We start from the raw sequence: 16874 nt of genomic DNA, 5'->3' as shown, positions 1-16874 counted from the left end.
CGATCGGGAACCGCTCGAGTTTGGAGTGGACGATCGAACGATGTAGTTCGAAACAGCACATGCCCCGCGGAACCGAACCGTCGGCTAACGGGCACGGCGAACCATCGATCGCCGCGAGCCAGGCCATACCCCGCCAGGAAGCCGTTCCGTCACGCGCTCGTGACAAACACGCCTTCGCGTAGCGATCGAATACGTAGCGTTGCGTGACAGCGCGGTAGCGCCGTGCAACGCGGAAGCCTGATACATCACGCCACGGGCGTGCCTTGATACCCCACTGCAAGAAAACGCCTCTCCATGAAGTATCCAAGTAATAAGTTCTTCGACATACTGACCGGCATCCACTGACAATTTGTCAGATGCTATCTGCAATAAACATCTCAAAATAGCCCTCTGATAGATCGTCGGGAACAGGCACATTCAGTTTTGCCGACCTCGGTCGCCTCCACGCAATGGTCGGAAACGAGCATTCCACGGTGACGGCTTCCGTGGCTCCCCGGATCGTGGCGCGGCTGATCACTCGACGGATTGTTCGCAGACCACACACGCCAGCATGTACGCTCTTCCAATCGAGGAATAGTCGTTGCGCTTTTCCGCGGATGCCAACGTTTGAGAAAATGGAACCGGGGAAGACCCAAAATCCGATGCCAATTTGAAGTGAAGGTGCGAGCGCGATCACCCGTCCCGCCGACAACGAGCATCCCGGGCGGAATGCGCGTCAAGGCATCGTGGTAACAACAGGACGACACATGGCGACACACGACACGCTATTCAGCATTTCGCTGACACAAGCCGAACAGACCTACCCGCTTAGAGCCGCGATCCTGCTGAACGGCAACCTGGACGCTTGCGAACTGCCCGGCGATCACGCGGCGACGACACTACATCTCGCGATACGCAATCCGGCGGGCATCATCGCCGTCGCGTCGTTATGCGAAGAGCGTCGCGACGACGATCCTGCTCACGCCGCGTGGCGACTCAGGGGCATGGCCGTACGGTCCGAGGTTCGCGGATTGGGCTTCGGAAGCCTGCTGGTGCGGATTGCCGTCAGGCACGCGCAAGCGCACGGTGCGGAACTGGTGTGGTACACCGCGCGCGAATCGGCTTACCGGTTCTATGAAAAGCTCGGCTTCGTGTCCGATGGGTCGCAGATGACGATGCCGGGGCGCACCGATACAGCATTCCATGTGATGCGCCTTCGCCTCGATCATCGGCCCACACAGACCTGACATAACCACACCCCTCGCCCGTCGAGATCAGGCTTCCTGCGCGCTCCGCAACACCGCGCGCAGCAGCACGTCGGCGCCCGCCGCCGACCATTCCGGCGTGATCGCCTCGGCCTCGTTATGGCTCAGGCCGTCGACGCACGGCACGAAGATCATGCCGGTCGGCGCGACGCGCGCGATGTAGCACGCGTCGTGACCCGCGCCGGACACGATGTCCATGTGCGGCAGCCCGAGCGCCTGGGCCGCATCGCGCACCGCGTCGATGCAGCGCGGCGCGAACGGCACCGGCGGGTACGTGAAGATCTGCTCGATCCGCGCACCGAGGCCGGCTTCGGCCGCGACGCGCGCCAGTTCCGCACGCAGCGCCGTATCGAGCTCGTCGAGCACCATATCGTCAGGATGACGAAACTCGACCGTGAAGAAGCAGCCGCCCGGCACCGTGTTGCGCGAATTCGGCCGCGCCTCGATCATCCCGACCGTCGCGCGCGCGTGCGGCGCATGGCGACGACCGAGCGCATCGACGAATTCGATCATCCGCGCGGCACCCACCAGCGTGTCGCGCCGGAATTCCATCGGCGTCGTGCCCGCGTGCGCGTCGACGCCCGTCAGCGTCACCTCGTACCAGCGCTGCCCCTGCCCGGCCGTCACGACGCCGATCGTCTTGCCGGCCCGTTCGAGAATCGCGCCCTGTTCGATATGCAGCTCGTACGCCGCATGCACCGGATAGCCGCCGACGGGCTCGGCACCCGCGTAGCCGATTCGCGCGAGTTCCTCGCCGATCGTCCTGCCTGCGCCGTCGGTGCGCGACAGCCCGTATTCGAGCGGATAGACGCCCGCGAACACGCCGGCCGATATCATCGCCGGCGCAAAGCGCGAACCTTCCTCGTTGGTCCAGATCACGACGTCGATCGGGCGCTCGGTCTCGATGCCCGCATCGTTCAGCGCGCGCACGACCTCGAGGCCGCCGAGCACGCCGTAGATGCCGTCGTAGCGGCCGCCGGTCGGCTGCGAATCGGCGTGCGATCCGGTCATGACCGGCGCGGCGTCGGGATTGCGGCCCGCGCGGCGCGCGAACACGTTGCCCATCCGGTCCACGCGCACCGTGCAGCCGGCGTCTTGCGCCCATTGCACGAACAGGTCGCGCGACTCGCGATCGAGGTCGGTCAACGCGAGACGGCAGACGCCGCCCTTCGGCGTCGCGCCGATCTGCGCCATCCGTTCGAGCGACGCCCACAGCCGCGCGCCGTCGACGCGCGGCGCGTCCGCGAGATCGTCACGCATTGCCGGCCTCCGGGGCATCGTCGCGCGGCGCCGCCTGCAACGCATAACGGAAATCGCAGCGCTTGCCGCCCTGCATGATCGTGCTCGTGCGCGTGAGTGCGATGTCCGGCGCATAGCCCTGGATGAAATAGCTGTCGCGCGCGCAGCTCAGCAGGTGGCCGATCTCGCCGAGCCCCATCGCGTGATACATCTCCGCGTAGCTGCAGCGATGCACGTCGTAGTCGTAGTGCGCATCGTCCGCGCGATGCACCTCGACCTCGAGCGCATCGTCCTTCTCCCACAGCACCTGCAGCGCGACGAACGATCGCACGCTCGTGCCGCCGGGCTCCTGCGCGGCAAACGTGCGGCCCGCGTCGACGGCCGCGCCGCGCACGGCTTCCGCGATCACGGCCTGCGCGCGCTCGGCGCCGAATTCGCGCTTCATGATCTCGTAGATCGGCTTGATGATTTCCGCTTCGATGCGGCGCCGCGCGAGGATGCCGAGCCGCGTGTCCTCGGGTGCCGCCGTGGATGCATGTGTCGTGTTGGTCATGGGATTCGTCTCCGTCGTCATTTCGTTGCGGGGTGCGCGCCGCCGAGCACGTCGACGACGGTCCACTTGCCGCCGCGCACCTGGTAGATCGTGAATGCCGGGTCCTTCAGATTGCCTTCGGCGTCGAACGCGACCCGTCCGGTCACGCCGGACCGGTCGATCGCGTGCACGGCCGCGACCAGCTTCGCCGGCTGCGTCGTGCCGGCCTTCTGCGCGGCCGCGATCAGCGTGGCAGCCGCGTCGTACGCGAACGGGGCGTGCAGCTCGATCGGCGCGTGAAAGCGTGCGCGGTACTGCGTGTCGAACGCCTTGCCGCCCGGCATCCGGTCGAGCGGCAAGCCCGGTTCGAGTGCCGTCACGCCGTCGCCGTCCTTGCCCGCGAGCGACAGGAACGTCTGGCTCACGAAGCCGCCCGCGCCGAGCAGCGGCGCGTTCACGCCGAGCTGGCGCATCCGGCGCGCGATCGGCGCGGCCTGCGCGTCGAGCCCGCCGAAGAACACGAGATCCGCGCGCTTGCCCTTGATCGCGGTCAGCACGCCGCTGAAGTCGGTCGTCTTGTCGTTCACGTACTGGCGATCGACGATCGTGCCGCCGTTCGCCTGCACGCCCTTGATGAACTGGTCGGCGAGCCCTGCGCCGAACGACGTGCGATCGTCGATCACCGCGATGCGTTTCGCCTTCAGCGTCTTCACCGCATAGGCGCCGGTGAAGTTACCGCCCGCATCGTCGTGACCCATGATCCGGAAGGCCGTCGCGTAGCCCTGCTGCGTGTACGGGTGGCCGGTGGACGCCGGCGCGATCTGCGGAATGCCCGCATCGCGGTAGATGCGCGACGCCGGCACGCTGCAGCCCGTGTTCCAGTGACCGACGACGCCGATCACGTGCTGGTCGACGAGCTGCTGCGCGACCGCGACGGCCGTGCGCGGATCGGATTGATCGTCCGCCGCGACGAGCTTGTAGACGACCGGCTTGCCGCCGATGCTCGGATGCTTCGCGTTCGCGTCGTCGATCGCAAGCTGCGCGCCGTTCTGCAAGTCCTTGCCGATCCGCGCGGACGGGCCGGTGAGCGGCGCGGCGAGACCGATCAGGATGGTCTGCGGCGCGGACTGCGCGTAGGCGGGAGCGGCGGCGATCAGCGCGGCCGCGGAGAATGCGAGGCCGGCGGGGAGAAAAGCGATTTTCATGTGCGGGGATCGGTGATTTGGCTCAAGACATGAAAAATATTAAATATTCATCATCAGCACCCCAAATACTCAATTGTTGGATGCTTATGCCATTCCCGACACAATAACGTAATTCCCTGTAAATACGGGATATTTTCGTGTTGTGGTTCACCCTGATTTTTCGATAAAATTCGACACATGAAAAATATCGAACAATTGCCTCACGATCCACCGCTACGCGCCGTCCGCGCGTTCGAGGCATTCGCGCGTCTCGGCTCGGTCACCGCGGCGGCGCACGAGCTCGACATCACGCCGTCCGCGGTGAGCCACCAGCTGCAGCTGCTCGAAGCGTTCATCCAGACGCCGCTGACGGTGCGCGAAGGCAGGCTGCTCGCGCTCACCGACGAGGGGCGCGACTACTACCGCTCGATCAGCGCCGCGTTCTCGGTGCTGCGCAGCGCGACGCGCTTCGTGCGCGACCGGTCGTCGCTGCGGCAGATCACGATCAGCCTGATTCCGCTGCTCGGTATCGGCTGGTTCATTCCGCGGCTGCACGCGTTCCTCGCCGACAACACCGATGTCGACGTGACCGTGCTGTATGCGCATCACCGCAACTATCGAAGCGACGCGTCCGACCTGTCGATCCGCTTCGGCACCGGCGACTGGCCCGGCTACCGCTGCGAGCGGCTGCTGCCGGGCGCGATGGTGCCCATGTGCAGCCCGTCGTTCCTGAAACGCCACGGGCCGTTCCGCACACCGGCCGATCTCGCGCGGGCGCCGCTCGTGCACGACGAGGATCGCAGCGCCTGGGTCAACTGGCTGCAGGGCGCCGGCGTGCGGCACGTGTCGCACGCGGTGGGACCGATGTTCGAGGACGGCCAACTGACGCTGAGCGCGGCGCGCGCGGATCTCGGCGCGGCGCTGCTGCGCGCGCCGCTGGTCCAGCGCGAACTGGCGAGCGGCGAACTCGTGAAGCTGTTCGACCACGCGCTCGACGACGGGCGCGACTACTACCTGTGCACGCGCGAGGATTCGGACATGCCGGACGGCGCGAGACGGCTGGCTGAATGGCTCAGGCGGATGGCTGCATAAGCGCGCGGGCCGCTCGCAGGCGGGCCTTCGCACGATTCACAAGGCGCGCCGCATCCGCTTGTCCGATGCGATCGTCCGGGCATCCACGCAAGTGAACCGCCTGCTGCGCGTATCGCGCGACATGTGGGCCATCCCCGTCATCGAACCCGACGTGCGCGCACCCTGTCGGATCTCGCGGGCGCGGTGCGTCGCGCGTACCGCCGCCCGCCGTTGCGTCACACCGCCCGCCCCCATCCGCGCTCGACCGCATGGGCGACCGTCGCGCGCGCCAGCTCCTGCGTGCTGTCGACCAGCGCGAACGGTGCATCGGGCAACGCGCGCGCCGCGATCGGAATTTCCGTGCAGCCCATCACCGCGACGCCCACGTCCCGTCTTGCCAGTGCCTCGAGCGCGCGCGAGAGGCACCGCACGGACGCAGCGATCTTCCCCGCCTTGACCGCCGCAATGCACGCGGCAATATCGCGCTGCGCGGCCACGCCCGGCATCACCGGCTCGAACCCGCGTGCACGCAGTGCCGCCTGGTAAAAGCCCGACACCAGCGTGCCGCCCGTGGCGAGCACCGCGACGCGCCGCACGCCTGCGGGCAACGCGGCCACCGACGCATCGACGATATGCAGAATCGGCGCCGCGCTGTGTTCGCGCAGCGGTGCATACCAGTGATGCGCCGAATTGCACGGAATCGCGATCACGTCGACGCCGCAGCGGTTCAGCAGCGCGATGCCATCGAGCAGCGCCGGCAGCGGATCGGTCCCGCCGTCGATGATCGCGCACGAGCGATCGGGCGTTCGCGTCAGGTTCGCGACGATCATCGGCAGGTGCTCCTGGTCGCAGCGCGCGCGTGTCAGGCAAATCACGCGATGCATGAAGTCGACCGTGGCCAGCGGCCCCATTCCGCCCAGTACGCCGACGAGTGCCATGATGCCTCCTTCACGCGCGCGGCGGCCGCGCGCAGATCGCGGATACGACAGCCGAGTTGCCGATCACCAGCAACAGCGTCCGAAATATTTCGCAAAACGGATCGATCGCCGCGAACAACACCAACGCGGCCTCGAACGGCAGGTGCAGCGCCGCGCACACCATGCCGGCGAGCGACACCGTCACGACGCCCGACGTGCCCGTCGACGCGAATCCGGCGAGCACCGACGCGACCAGCACGACGCAAAGCTCGCCGGGGCCGAGCGACCGTTCGTAGAGTTGTGCGACGAACAGCGTCGCGCTCGCGTAATAAACCATCGGCCCGACGCGCAGCAGCGACACGGCAAGTGGAACGACCAACTCGACGCGCGCGCGGGCAAAGCCGAAGCCGTCGGCCAGGCATTCGATCATGCTCGGCATGCACGCCACGCTGCTGCGCGTGGCGAGCGCCATCGCGAACGGCGTGCGCAACCCGGCGAGCGTCTCGGCCAGCGTCGCGCCCGAGCGCTTCCAGATCACGACGATCGAGGCCGCGATCAGCACGAGCGCGACGACGGCGAACGCGGCGACGAAGCGGACCATCGCCTCGAGCGGCCCGAATCCCGACGTGCCGATCTGTGCGGCGCCGCCGCAGAACAGCACGATCGGCGTCGGATACGCGAGCCAGTGCATGATCTTCTGGCACGTGAAATAGACGGTCTCCAGCGTCTGGCTCAGCGCCGCCGAGATGCTCGCCGGCACGCGTCCCGATGCGAAGCCGAAGAACAGCGAGAACACCAGCGCCTTCAGTGTGTCGCCGCTCGCGAGCGCCGCGAAGAAGTTGCCGGGCACCAGCGCGATCAGCATGTCGGCAAGGCCCGACGACTTCTCCGCGGGATCGGTGCCGTACAGCGTCATCACGGTGTCGCTCGCCGCACCGTCGCTGCCGACCAGCGCGCCGAACGCCTTCAGCGTCGCGTTCGACAGATGCTCGCCCGGCCGCATCGCGACCAGAACGACCGCGCCGACAGCCACGACGAACACCGACGCGCAGCCGAAGATCGCGATCACGCGCATCACGAGATCCGACGCGCTGCCATCGCGCAGCAGTCGCTGCAGGCTGAAGATCACGGCGGCCGTCATGAATGGCAGCGCCGTCATCTTCAGCAGGCCGACGTACACCTGGCCCACGTAGTCGAACTTCGGCGCGGCGGCCGGCCACAGCACGCCGGCCATGATCCCGAGCGCGAGGCTGCCGAACACCGTCAACGGATGGATCGCGAGCGCATGCAGCCGCGCGACGCGGGGCATGATCCTGATGTTCTCGTCCATGTTCATGTCAGCGGCCCATCGCGTCGAGCAAGGATTTCACGTCGAGCCGCCTGCTGCGCTCGGCCAGGAACTGATTGACGAACGCGAGCAGCGTCGGCGTGGACACCGGCACGCCGACGGCAAGCGCGTCGGTGAGGTCGTCGAAGGTCGCGACGCGCAAGCGGATCGGCGCGGTCGGGTCGTCCTGCATCACGAGCTTGATCGCGAGTTCGTCGCGATACACGGCCGTGACCGCGCCGGCGTTCAGTGCGTCGAGCGTCGCCGGCCAGCTCGGGTAGGTACGCACCCGCGCAGCCGGGAAGTCGGTGCGCACGTATTCCGCGTAGGCCGACCCGGCGACGACGCCGATCGTGCCGCGGTAATCGCGCACGACTTCCGGCAGCGGGCGCCCTTTCGCGAGTTCCGCGAAGCTGACGCGGTTGATCAACAGCGCGCGCCGCAGGTTGATGTACGGCGTGCTGAAGCGGACCACCTGCGCACGCGGCAACGTGCGCGACAGCTTGCTGATCGCGACGTCGGCCTGCCCGGTCGCGATCAGCTGAACGACGTCGTCGAAGGTGCGCGCATCGCGGTCGAACTGCACGGACACGCCGAGCTTTTTCGCGAGTTCGTCGGCGAGATCGATGTCGACGCCCGCCAATGCGCCGTTGCGCGACATGAAGAACGGCGGCTGATCGACGCCGAGCACCGCGACGACGAGCGTGCCGCGCGTGACGATGCGGGCGAACTCGGGCGCGAGCAGCCGGCCGTCGGGCATCTGCACGAGCCCGGTCGACGTGGTGGCCGGCGTCGCCGTCGCGGCCGGCGCGGAGGCATCGAGGGCGAGCGCCGGCGCGGCGCACGACACGGTCACGAGTACGCAGGCCGCACCGCGCAAGAGCCGATGCAGGCAGCGCCCCTCGGGAACGATCTCGCGGAACCATGCAGGCAGTGCACGCATCGCGCGTCCGGAAAAGAGATTCATGGCGGCAGTGGGACGGAGAGTGTCTGACGACCGCGCAACCGTTCGTGCCGAACGGGCGCCGGGCCCTTGCGCGGGGTGCGTCGCCGTCGCCCGGCGCCGCGCCCTCCCGCACGCCCAATGTGTCAGAAGCGCCGGCCGGCCGAAATCCGCCGGAAGGCCCGGCCCGGATGGCACGGGCCGGACGGACGGCCCACCGCGACGGGGCCGGAAGCAGATAGAAATTCCCGATGCCGCGGATTAATACAAGCAATTTCACAAGCCAGGGGTGAACCCGGATACTGGCAACACTTCATCAACACCCAAGCAAAGGAACTCGCAAGATGCCGATCATCAACACCCAAATCAAACCGTTCAAGGCAACCGCATACCACAACGGCGATTTCGTGCCCGTGTCCGAAGAGAACTTCAAGGGCAAGTGGTCCGTCGTCGTGTTCTACCCGGCCGACTTCACGTTCGTCTGCCCGACCGAGCTGGGCGACCTCGCCGACCGCTACGCGGAATTCCAGAAGCTGGGTGTCGAAATCTACGGCGTGTCGACCGATACGCACTTCACGCACAAGGCATGGCATGACACGTCGGAGACGATCGGAAAGATCAAGTACCCGATGATCGGCGACCCGACGCTCACGCTGTCGCGCAACTTCGACGTGCTGATCGAGGAAGAAGGGATGGCGCTGCGCGGCACGTTCGTGATCAACCCGGAAGGCGAGATCAAGCTGTGCGAAATCCACGACAATGGCATCGGCCGCGACGCAGGCGAACTGCTGCGCAAGGTGCAGGCCGCGCAATACATCGCAGCACACCCGGGTGAAGTGTGCCCGGCCAAGTGGACGCCGGGTGCGGAGACGCTGACCCCGTCGCTCGACCTGATCGGCAAGATCTGACGATCGCGCCGCGCGCCTCGCACGAGGCGCGCGCGTCACGCGAATGCGGGCCGTTTCGTGCGGCCCGCGTCCTTCTCCGGCACGACGTGCCCGACCAGCATCATCAATACGGAATCCGAAACGCCATGCTCGACGCCAGTCTCAAGAACCAACTGAAGGCGTACCTCGAAAAGATCACGCGCCCGATCGAACTCGTCGCGTCGCTGGATGACAGCGCGAAATCGCAGGAACTGCTTGCGCTGCTGAACGAGATTGCGTCGCTGACGTCGCGCGTGACCGTAACCGAACGCCGCGACGATGCCGAGCGCAAGCCGTCGTTCTCGATCGGCGAACCCGGCAAGCCGGCCGGCATCCGCTTCGCCGGCATCCCGATGGGCCATGAATTCACGTCGCTCGTGCTCGCGCTGCTGCAGACGGGCGGCCATCCGCTCAAGCTCGACGACGACGTGATCGAACAGATCCGCGCGCTCGACGGCGACTACGCGTTCGAGACGTATTTCTCGCTGTCGTGCCAGAACTGCCCGGAAGTCGTGCAGGCGCTGAACGTGATGTCGCTGATCAACCCGCGCATTCGCCACGTCGCGATCGACGGCGCATTGTTCCAGAACGAGGTCGAAGCGCGCCAGATCATGGCCGTGCCGACGATGTTCCTGAATGGCGAATCGTTCGGCCAGGGCCGCAGCAGCGTGAAGGAAATCCTCGCGAAGCTCGACACGGGCGCGAGCGCCCGCGCAGCGAAGTCGCTCGAGAACAAGCCGGTGTTCGACACGCTGATCGTCGGTGGCGGCCCGGCCGGTGCGGCCGCCGCGATCTACTCGGCGCGCAAGGGCATCGCGACGGGCGTCGTCGCCGAGCGCTTCGGCGGCCAGGTGCTCGACACGATGGCGATCGAGAACTTCGTGTCGGTGCAGGAAACGGAGGGACCGAAGTTCGCCACGGCGCTCGAGCAGCACGTGAAGCAGTACGACGTCGACATCATGGACGTGCAACGCGCCGACGCGCTGATTCCGGGCGACGTGCACCAGATCCGCCTCGCGAACGGCGCGGTGCTGAAGGCGAAGACGATCATTCTCGCGACCGGCGCGCGCTGGCGCGAAATCAACGTGCCGGGCGAGCGCGAATACCGCAACCGTGGCGTCGCATACTGCCCCCACTGCGACGGCCCGTTGTTCAAAGGCAAGCGCGTCGCGGTGGTCGGCGGCGGCAACTCGGGCGTCGAGGCCGCGATCGATCTGGCCGGCATCGTGAAGGAAGTCACGCTGATCGAATACGGCGCGCAACTGCGCGCGGACGAAGTGCTGCAGCGCAAGCTGCGCAGCCTGCCGAACGTGACGATCGTCACGCAGGCACAGACGACCGAGCTGACCGGCGACGGCAGCAAGCTGAACGGGCTCGTCTACAAGGATCTGCGTTCGGGTGAAACGAAGCGCGTCGATCTCGAAGGCGTGTTCGTGCAGATCGGCCTCGTGCCCAACACCGAATGGCTGAAAGGCGCGATCGAACTGTCGAAGCATGGCGAGATCGTCGTCGATGCGCGCGGTGCGACGTCGGTGCCGGGCGTGTTTGCCGCCGGCGACGTGACGACGGTGCCGTTCAAGCAGATAGTGATCGCGGTGGGCGAAGGCGCGAAGGCATCGCTCGGCGCGTTCGATCACCTGATCCGGCAAGACGCGACGCCGGCTACCGCCGACGCGCCGCAGGCCGAAGAGGCGATCGCCGCGTAACGCGCGACGCACCACACAGGCTAGTCTCTCTTGGCCCCGCATGCCCTGGTCGGCGTGCGGGGCCCTTTTTCATCCGGCGTCGAGCGGCGCTGCGCGAGCGCGGCCGCTCCGTTCTCACTGAGCCCCGCCGGGCCCGGCACTCGCCGGTGTAGTCGACTTCAAGCTGCTCGACTGCCTGACCAGTTGATCGGTCATCGCGGCGGCAACCGGATTCGCGCCCGTCGACGCGTGCTGTCGATCGGCGCCCGGCGTCGCCACGTATTGCGGCGGCGGCAACGACGGATCGAGCTTTGCCGATTCCCGCACGAGTGCGGCGGTTTCAGGCGTTTCGGATTTCATCGCGGGTGTCGCGGCCGCGTGCCGCTCGAGCCCGTCGCGCTTGCGCGCCGCGCGCTGCGTCGGCTGCTCCGCCTGCTGACTCGGCCGAGCCGCCTGCGTCGCCTGGACCGGCGGTGTCGATTGCACGGGTTGCGCCGCTTGTACCGGTGCCTTCGCCGGCTGGGCGACCTGGGCTTTCGGCGGGGTCGCATCCTCCGGCTCGACGGTCACGACGTGGACGGTCGGCGGCGGCGCACTCGTCTTCGCCGGTGGCGCCGGCGCGGCGACGACCGGCGCGACGGAAGCGGATGCCGGCGCCGCGCTCGTGCGCGCAGAGGCCGCGGATGCCGGCCGACCGGCCGCTGGTTGCGGGACGGCCTCGTCCATATGCGCGGAAGGGACGGCGACCGCCGCAGGCGGCGCGATCGCGCCTTGCGCGGTGTGGCCGTCGTTCGCCGCTGTGACGGCGGCGGCAGGGGTCGCGGAGTCGCCGATGCCGGCCTCCGCGATCGCGCGGTGGTCCGCACGCAGGAGCATCACGTAGCCGGTGCCAGCCGCGGCAACCAGCAGGCCGCCGGCGATCATCAATGTCTTACGGGTACTAGTCATGCTTGCTCACCGATCTTATCGACGTGAACAAGCCATCATACGCGTGCGATCGCGGCTGATCCCGCACGAATACAATTGGTTTCATTGATGTCGACCCCAGAGCGGCGAGGACTTGCAACACCGCGCCGCCCTATCGTCAGACGGTTCGACATCGCGAATCGCACACACGGGCACTTGAATGCACGATTGAGCCCGCCCGTGTGGTCGCCCGCGTCGTTGATGCGTTGCGCGCGGCGATATTTCATCGGACGGCACGGGGGAAACTTCCTGCGCCGAAGTGCAGGCGGTGCGACGTGCGTCGGCAAGACGTCGCGAGGATGCCACTCAGCCTGTGCCAACACGCCAAAAATCCCGTACAGACCGGCTTTTCGACGCAATCGGAACGCGCGCGCGGCGGGCCGCCGACGCACGCGCAAGCGGCGATTATTCCGGAAACGGTAGATCAGTTTGGCCGTCCGCGCGCATACCGAACGTGTTGAGCGTCATCGCCACGAGCGCGTAATAGCCGAGCAGCGCGACGAGGTTCACGACGGTCTCATGGCCGAAACGCGCCTGCGCGCGCGCGAACGTCGCGTCGCTCACGCGCCGCGTGTCATACAGCTCGGTCGCGAACGCATGGATCAGCGCATCGTCGTCCGATTCGAACGCCGGCTCGACGCCACGGCGGATCGCATCGGCCGTGGCGGCCGGCACACCGGCATCGAGCGCGATCGGATGGTGGATGTGCCACTCGGCCTGCGAGCGCCAGCGCGCGGCCGTCACGAGAATCGCGAGCTCCGACAGGCGCAACGGCAAACCCGTGCGATAGCGGCAGAACGCGCCGAGCCGCTGCGCGTGCTGCGCGAGTTCGGGACTCGCGATCCAGCCGAGGAACGGCCCGTTCAGGTTGCCGCGCGGGCCGCTGAGAATGTCGGCGAGCACGGCCTTCTGCTCGTCGGTGGCCGATGCGGGATCGAAGGGAGGCAGTCTGTCGGTCATGGTGAGGATTGGGTGAGGTCGTGGTTCACGCGCCGGCCGATGCGAGCGCCGCATCGATCGCGTCGGACAGCCGTTCGACGATCGTGTCGATCTGCTGCGCGGTGCAGACGAACGGCGGTGCGATCAGGATGTGATCGCCGTGCACGCCGTCGATCGTACCGCCCATCGGATACACCATCAGGCCGCGCTGCATCGCCTCACGCTTGACCGCCGCATGCAGCTTCAGCGTGGGATCGAACGTCGCCTTGCTGTCGCGATCGCGCACGAGCTCGACGCCGACGAACAGCCCGCGGCCGCGCACGTCGCCGACATGCGGATGCGCACCGTAATGCTCGCGCAGCGACGCACGCAGTTGCTCGCCGCGCACCTTCACGTTGTCGAGCAGCTTCTCCTCGGCGATCACGCGCTGCACCTCGAGCGCGGCCGCGCAGGCCGTTGCATGACCGAGATACGTGTGGCCGTGCTGGAAGAAACCCGATCCGTCGACGATCGTCCGGTAGATGCGATCGCTCACCAGCGTCGCGCCGATCGGCTGGTACCCTGCGCCGAGGCCTTTCGCGATCGTCAGCAGGTCGGGCGCGACGCCATCTTCGTCGCACGCGAACAGGTATCCGGTGCGCCCCATCCCCGACATGATTTCGTCGAGGATCAACAGCACGCCGTACTTGTCGCACACCGCGCGAATCTTCTTCAGGTAGGTACGCACCGGCGGCACCGCGCCGGCCGTCGCGCCGACCACCGTTTCCGCGACGAATGCCGCGACGTTTTCCGCACCGAGTTCGACGATCTTCTGCTCCAGCTCGTCAGCCAGGCGCTGCGCATAGGCTTCGTCGGTTTCGCCCGCCTGCTGGTCGCGATACGCGTAGCACGGGCTCACGTGATGGGCTTCGATCAGCAGCGGCAGGAACGGTTCGCGCCGCCATGCGTTGCCGCCGATCGCGAGCGCGCCGAGCGTGTTGCCGTGATAGCTCTGGCGACGTGCGATGAAATGGCGACGCTGCGGCTCGCCCTTCTCGACGAAATACTGGCGCGCCAGCTTCAGTGCGGCTTCGATCGCCTCGGATCCGCCCGACACGAAATACACGTGTTCGAGACCGGCCGGCGCGGCCTCGACGAGCCTGTCGGCCAGCTCTTCCGCCACGTCGGTCGTGAAGAACGACGTATGCGCGTACGGCAGTTGCTGCACCTGCCGCTTGATCGCATCGATCACGCGCTGGTTGCTGTGGCCGAGACACGATACGGCCGCGCCGCCGCACGCGTCGATGTAGCGTTTGCCGGTCGAATCGATGATCTCGATGCCGTCGCCTGCGACGGCGACGGGCAAGGTGGCGCGTGGAGCGCGATGAAAAACGGTCGTCATGCGTTGCCTCATGGATCAGGACGCGCTGCGCGCGTGCGCGGGCGGCACGATGCGCGTCGCGAAGCGCTGCGTGCCGTGCTGGTGAATGGCGAAGTCGATCGCGGTGTCGCGAATCGCGAACACGGCGGTCGCCAGCGTGTTTTCATCGTCGGGGTCGGCCGGATCGTCGCGATAGATCGGCAGCCCTTGCGGTGCGCGGTCGCCGAGCACGCGCAGCAGCGCGGCTTCGTCGATCGCGTCGATGCCCGGCGTCAGCGCATCGACCCGCCGCTGACGATCACCGGACGATTGCGTGACGATCTGCGCTTCGTCCCCGCATCCCGGATGCACGAGATGATTCGCGTGACCGGCAAGACGCGCGACTTCGACGACCGAACAGCGCGCGACGCTCGCCTCGATGCTCAGGAGCCGCGTATCGCCGGTTGCGCCGAGCGTGTGGTGAAAGCCGCTTGCGCGCGCATGCGTGCGCAGCACGTCGGCGGCCGCATCGAGCGACGTCGCGTCGAGCACGGCGCGCGCGAGGATCATCCGCGGCACGCCGGCCGCCGGCGTGCGGATCCGCAAGTTGTTGATCGCCTGCGCGATGCCGGCACGGTTCGCGGCGAACGTATGCCCGGGCAGCGAGCCCGGGTAATAGAAACTGATGAAGCCCGGCTTGCCCTGCGGCTGCACGTCGACCAGCAGACAGCGCTCGCGCAGGTACGGATCGCCGTCCTCGTTGTGCGCGATCCAGCGCGTGCCGTGCGCGTCGCGTCCGGCGAGCGTCGTGCAGCCGTCCGGCGCGTGATGGATCAGTTCGCCGCGGCAGTTCCACAGAAAGACGTCCTCGGCCGGCCAGCCGACGCCTGCCGCGATCCCGTCCAGCTCCGCGACGAGTTCCGGGTACGCGGCCAGCGCGGCCTGCCGCAGCGCGGCCACGAACGGATGGCCGCGCCAGCGGCGAACGGCCTGCCATGCGCTGCTCTGCTGCATGTACGCATCGAACACGGGGCGGGCAAGCTCGCCGAGGCGCACGCCGATGTCGAACGGCGCGCCGGCGATGACGGGAGACAGGGAAAGCGGCATGTCGGATGGTTCAGTTTCGTTCAGGATACGTGTTTCAGGAATTCCTTCAGGCGCGGGGTCGGCGGCCGGTCGATCAGGTCGACCGGATGGCCGTCCTCGGCGATGCCGCCCTGATCCATGAACAGCAACCGCGTGCCGACCCGCTTCGCGAAGCCGATCTCGTGCGTGACGACGATCATCGTCATCCCTTCGGTCGCGAGATCCTGCATCACTTTCAGCACTTCGTGGCGCAATTCCGGATCGAGCGCCGACGTCGGCTCGTCGAACAGCATCAGCCGCGGCCGGATCGCGAGCGCGCGTGCGATCGCGACGCGCTGCTGCTGGCCGCCCGACAGCTCCGACGGGTAATGATTCGCGCGCGATTCGAGGCCGACCTTGTCGAGCAGCGCCATCGCCTGGTCGCGCGCATCGGCACGCGACGCACCGCGCACCTGGATCGGCCCGAACATCACGTTCTCGAGCGCGGTCATCTGCGGAAACAGGTTGAACTGCTGGAACACCATGCCCGCTTCGAGCCGGATGTTGCGGATCGTCGTCGCGTTGCCGCGCACGCTCTGGCCGTCGACCAGCAGCTCGCCGCCGGTGATTTTCTCGAGCGCGTTGATACAGCGCAGCATCGTCGACTTGCCCGAGCCCGACGGACCGATCACGACGACCACCTCGCCCGCGTCGATCTTCAGGTCGATATGCTTCAGCACCGGCACATGGCCGAAGCTCTTCGACACGTTCTGGAATTCGATCATGCTCATAAGATCCGCATCCTCTTTTCGACGAGCCGAAGCGTCAGCGTCATCGCGCCGGTCAGCAGCAGGTAGATGACAGCCACCGCGGTCCAGATCTCGACCGCCTGGAAATTGCCGGCAATGATTTCCTGCCCCTTGCGCGTCAATTCGCCGACGCCGATGACGATGAACAGCGACGTGTCCTTGAGGCTCACGATGCACTGGTTGCCGAGCGGCGGAATCAGGCGCCGGAACGCAAGCGGCCCGACCACCTTCAGCAGCACGCGCGGCATCGACAGGCCCATCGCGAGCCCCGCTTCCGTCAGCCCCTTCGGGATCGACAGCAGCGCGCCGCGCACCACCTCCGCGAGATACGCGCCCGAATTCACCGTGATCGCGATGATCGCGGCCGTCAGGCCGTCGATCCGGATATGCGCGAGCAGCGGCAACGCGAAGTACAGGAACATCACCTGCACGACGATCGGCGTGCCGCGGATCAGTTCAATATAAACCTGTGCGAGCACGTTCATCGCCTTCGGTCCGTATGCGCGGAACATGCCCGCGATCATCCCGACGACGAATCCGCCCACCAGCCCGAAAAATGCGATGAACACCGTCAACCGGACCCCGTCCATCAGGTCCGGCAACGCCGCCCAGATCGCAGACCAATCGAAATTCACGTGTCGCTCCCCGTCCGATTCAAGACCGGCGCGGCCACCCGGCCGCGCCATGC

16 protein-coding genes are annotated in these 16874 nt (G+C 67.1%); 4 read left to right on the top strand and 12 right to left on the bottom strand.

All coding sequences use genetic code 11. The features are described from left to right. Positions 1–746 precede the first annotated feature (746 nt). On the top strand, positions 747–1226 hold the full coding sequence (locus tag LGM71_RS12320) for a GNAT family N-acetyltransferase (protein WP_226114968.1): 480 nt from the start codon (positions 747–749) through the stop codon (positions 1224–1226). A gap of 27 nt (positions 1227–1253) precedes the next feature. Here the strand turns inward: LGM71_RS12320 and LGM71_RS12315 are convergent, their stop codons facing one another. Genes LGM71_RS12315 through LGM71_RS12305 form a run of 3 tightly spaced genes read right to left on the bottom strand, consistent with a single transcriptional unit; the run spans position 1254 to position 4220 of the window. Further along, entirely contained in the window at positions 1254–2504 is a 1251-nt protein-coding gene (locus tag LGM71_RS12315; protein WP_226114967.1) for a Zn-dependent hydrolase, read from the bottom strand. Further along, positions 2497–3036 (bottom strand): L-2-amino-thiazoline-4-carboxylic acid hydrolase, encoded by a 540-nt coding sequence (locus LGM71_RS12310; protein ID WP_226114966.1) that lies wholly within the window; start codon positions 3034–3036, stop codon positions 2497–2499. The genes LGM71_RS12315 and LGM71_RS12310 overlap by 8 nt, the downstream gene beginning before the upstream one ends. A gap of 17 nt (positions 3037–3053) precedes the next feature. Beyond that, entirely contained in the window at positions 3054–4220 is a 1167-nt protein-coding gene (locus LGM71_RS12305) for a branched-chain amino acid ABC transporter substrate-binding protein (protein WP_226114965.1), read from the bottom strand. 177 nt (positions 4221–4397) lie between these two features. Between LGM71_RS12305 and LGM71_RS12300 the strand changes: the two genes are divergently transcribed. Beyond that, on the top strand, positions 4398–5291 hold the full coding sequence (locus LGM71_RS12300; protein WP_226114964.1) for a LysR substrate-binding domain-containing protein: 894 nt from the start codon (positions 4398–4400) through the stop codon (positions 5289–5291). A 215-nt stretch (positions 5292–5506) separates the two neighbouring features. On the opposite strand, the gene LGM71_RS12295 is transcribed toward LGM71_RS12300, so the two are convergent. From LGM71_RS12295 to LGM71_RS12285, 3 genes are read right to left on the bottom strand one after another with little or no spacing between them, the layout of a single operon-like run. After that, a complete protein-coding gene (locus LGM71_RS12295) occupies positions 5507–6208 on the bottom strand; it encodes an aspartate/glutamate racemase family protein (RefSeq protein WP_226114963.1) in 702 nt (233 codons plus the stop codon). 10 nt (positions 6209–6218) lie between these two features. After that, a complete protein-coding gene (locus LGM71_RS12290; RefSeq protein WP_124900556.1) occupies positions 6219–7523 on the bottom strand; it encodes a dicarboxylate/amino acid:cation symporter in 1305 nt (434 codons plus the stop codon). Position 7524: 1 nt separating this feature from the next. Beyond that, complete coding sequence (locus LGM71_RS12285) at positions 7525–8481, bottom strand: ABC transporter substrate-binding protein (RefSeq protein ID WP_226114962.1); 957 nt, start codon at positions 8479–8481, stop codon at positions 7525–7527. A gap of 320 nt (positions 8482–8801) precedes the next feature. On the opposite strand from LGM71_RS12285, the gene ahpC reads away from it, so the two are divergent. Together ahpC and ahpF are read left to right on the top strand one after the other, a co-directional pair. Next, positions 8802–9365 (top strand): alkyl hydroperoxide reductase subunit C, encoded by a 564-nt coding sequence (gene ahpC / locus LGM71_RS12280; RefSeq protein WP_059607791.1) that lies wholly within the window; start codon positions 8802–8804, stop codon positions 9363–9365. A 125-nt stretch (positions 9366–9490) separates the two neighbouring features. After that, positions 9491–11089 carry an alkyl hydroperoxide reductase subunit F gene (ahpF, locus tag LGM71_RS12275; RefSeq protein WP_226114961.1) on the top strand — a complete coding sequence of 533 codons (1599 nt, stop codon included), beginning with the start codon at positions 9491–9493 and terminating at the stop codon, positions 11087–11089. Positions 11090–11203: 114 nt separating this feature from the next. On the opposite strand, the gene LGM71_RS12270 is transcribed toward ahpF, so the two are convergent. The 6 genes from LGM71_RS12270 to glnP all read right to left on the bottom strand — a co-directional run bounded on the left by LGM71_RS12270 (position 11204) and on the right by glnP (position 16872). Continuing rightward, a complete protein-coding gene (locus LGM71_RS12270; protein ID WP_226114960.1) occupies positions 11204–12016 on the bottom strand; it encodes an extensin in 813 nt (270 codons plus the stop codon). Between the two features lie 423 nt (positions 12017–12439). Then, on the bottom strand, positions 12440–12994 hold the full coding sequence (locus tag LGM71_RS12265) for a carboxymuconolactone decarboxylase family protein (RefSeq protein ID WP_059679148.1): 555 nt from the start codon (positions 12992–12994) through the stop codon (positions 12440–12442). Positions 12995–13019: 25 nt separating this feature from the next. Beyond that, positions 13020–14354: an aspartate aminotransferase family protein gene (locus LGM71_RS12260; protein WP_226114959.1), complete on the bottom strand. Its 1335-nt coding sequence runs from the start codon at positions 14352–14354 to the stop codon at positions 13020–13022. Between the two features lie 15 nt (positions 14355–14369). Beyond that, positions 14370–15419, bottom strand: a complete 1050-nt coding sequence (locus tag LGM71_RS12255; protein ID WP_226114958.1) for a C45 family autoproteolytic acyltransferase/hydolase — start codon at positions 15417–15419, stop codon at positions 14370–14372. A 20-nt stretch (positions 15420–15439) separates the two neighbouring features. Continuing rightward, positions 15440–16168 (bottom strand): glutamine ABC transporter ATP-binding protein GlnQ, encoded by a 729-nt coding sequence (glnQ, locus tag LGM71_RS12250; RefSeq protein WP_059237091.1) that lies wholly within the window; start codon positions 16166–16168, stop codon positions 15440–15442. Then, positions 16165–16872 carry a glutamine ABC transporter permease GlnP gene (gene glnP, locus LGM71_RS12245; protein ID WP_174919890.1) on the bottom strand — a complete coding sequence of 236 codons (708 nt, stop codon included), beginning with the start codon at positions 16870–16872 and terminating at the stop codon, positions 16165–16167. The genes glnQ and glnP overlap by 4 nt, the downstream gene beginning before the upstream one ends. Between the last annotated feature and the right edge of the window lie 2 nt (positions 16873–16874).

It is taken from the genome of Burkholderia sp. AU33545 (assembly GCF_020419685.1).
Lineage (GTDB): Bacteria > Pseudomonadota > Gammaproteobacteria > Burkholderiales > Burkholderiaceae > Burkholderia > Burkholderia diffusa.
This window is presented reverse-complemented; position numbering and strand designations above follow the sequence as displayed.

What these genes read in the sequence shown, in the direction of transcription:
- LGM71_RS12320 (WP_226114968.1), top strand. Translation starts at nt 747, where the DNA reads ATGGCGACACACGACACGCTATTCAGCATTTCGCTGACACAAGCCGAA.
- LGM71_RS12315 (WP_226114967.1), bottom strand. Translation starts at nt 2,504, where the DNA reads ATGCGTGACGATCTCGCGGACGCGCCGCGCGTCGACGGCGCGCGGCTG.
- LGM71_RS12310 (WP_226114966.1), bottom strand. Translation starts at nt 3,036, where the DNA reads ATGACCAACACGACACATGCATCCACGGCGGCACCCGAGGACACGCGG.
- LGM71_RS12305 (WP_226114965.1), bottom strand. Translation starts at nt 4,220, where the DNA reads ATGAAAATCGCTTTTCTCCCCGCCGGCCTCGCATTCTCCGCGGCCGCG.
- LGM71_RS12300 (WP_226114964.1), top strand. Translation starts at nt 4,398, where the DNA reads ATGAAAAATATCGAACAATTGCCTCACGATCCACCGCTACGCGCCGTC.
- LGM71_RS12295 (WP_226114963.1), bottom strand. Translation starts at nt 6,208, where the DNA reads ATGGCACTCGTCGGCGTACTGGGCGGAATGGGGCCGCTGGCCACGGTC.
- LGM71_RS12290 (WP_124900556.1), bottom strand. Translation starts at nt 7,523, where the DNA reads ATGAACATGGACGAGAACATCAGGATCATGCCCCGCGTCGCGCGGCTG.
- LGM71_RS12285 (WP_226114962.1), bottom strand. Translation starts at nt 8,481, where the DNA reads ATGAATCTCTTTTCCGGACGCGCGATGCGTGCACTGCCTGCATGGTTC.
- ahpC (WP_059607791.1), top strand. Translation starts at nt 8,802, where the DNA reads ATGCCGATCATCAACACCCAAATCAAACCGTTCAAGGCAACCGCATAC.
- ahpF (WP_226114961.1), top strand. Translation starts at nt 9,491, where the DNA reads ATGCTCGACGCCAGTCTCAAGAACCAACTGAAGGCGTACCTCGAAAAG.
- LGM71_RS12270 (WP_226114960.1), bottom strand. Translation starts at nt 12,016, where the DNA reads ATGACTAGTACCCGTAAGACATTGATGATCGCCGGCGGCCTGCTGGTT.
- LGM71_RS12265 (WP_059679148.1), bottom strand. Translation starts at nt 12,994, where the DNA reads ATGACCGACAGACTGCCTCCCTTCGATCCCGCATCGGCCACCGACGAG.
- LGM71_RS12260 (WP_226114959.1), bottom strand. Translation starts at nt 14,354, where the DNA reads ATGACGACCGTTTTTCATCGCGCTCCACGCGCCACCTTGCCCGTCGCC.
- LGM71_RS12255 (WP_226114958.1), bottom strand. Translation starts at nt 15,419, where the DNA reads ATGCCGCTTTCCCTGTCTCCCGTCATCGCCGGCGCGCCGTTCGACATC.
- glnQ (WP_059237091.1), bottom strand. Translation starts at nt 16,168, where the DNA reads ATGAGCATGATCGAATTCCAGAACGTGTCGAAGAGCTTCGGCCATGTG.
- glnP (WP_174919890.1), bottom strand. Translation starts at nt 16,872, where the DNA reads ATGGCGCGGCCGGGTGGCCGCGCCGGTCTTGAATCGGACGGGGAGCGA.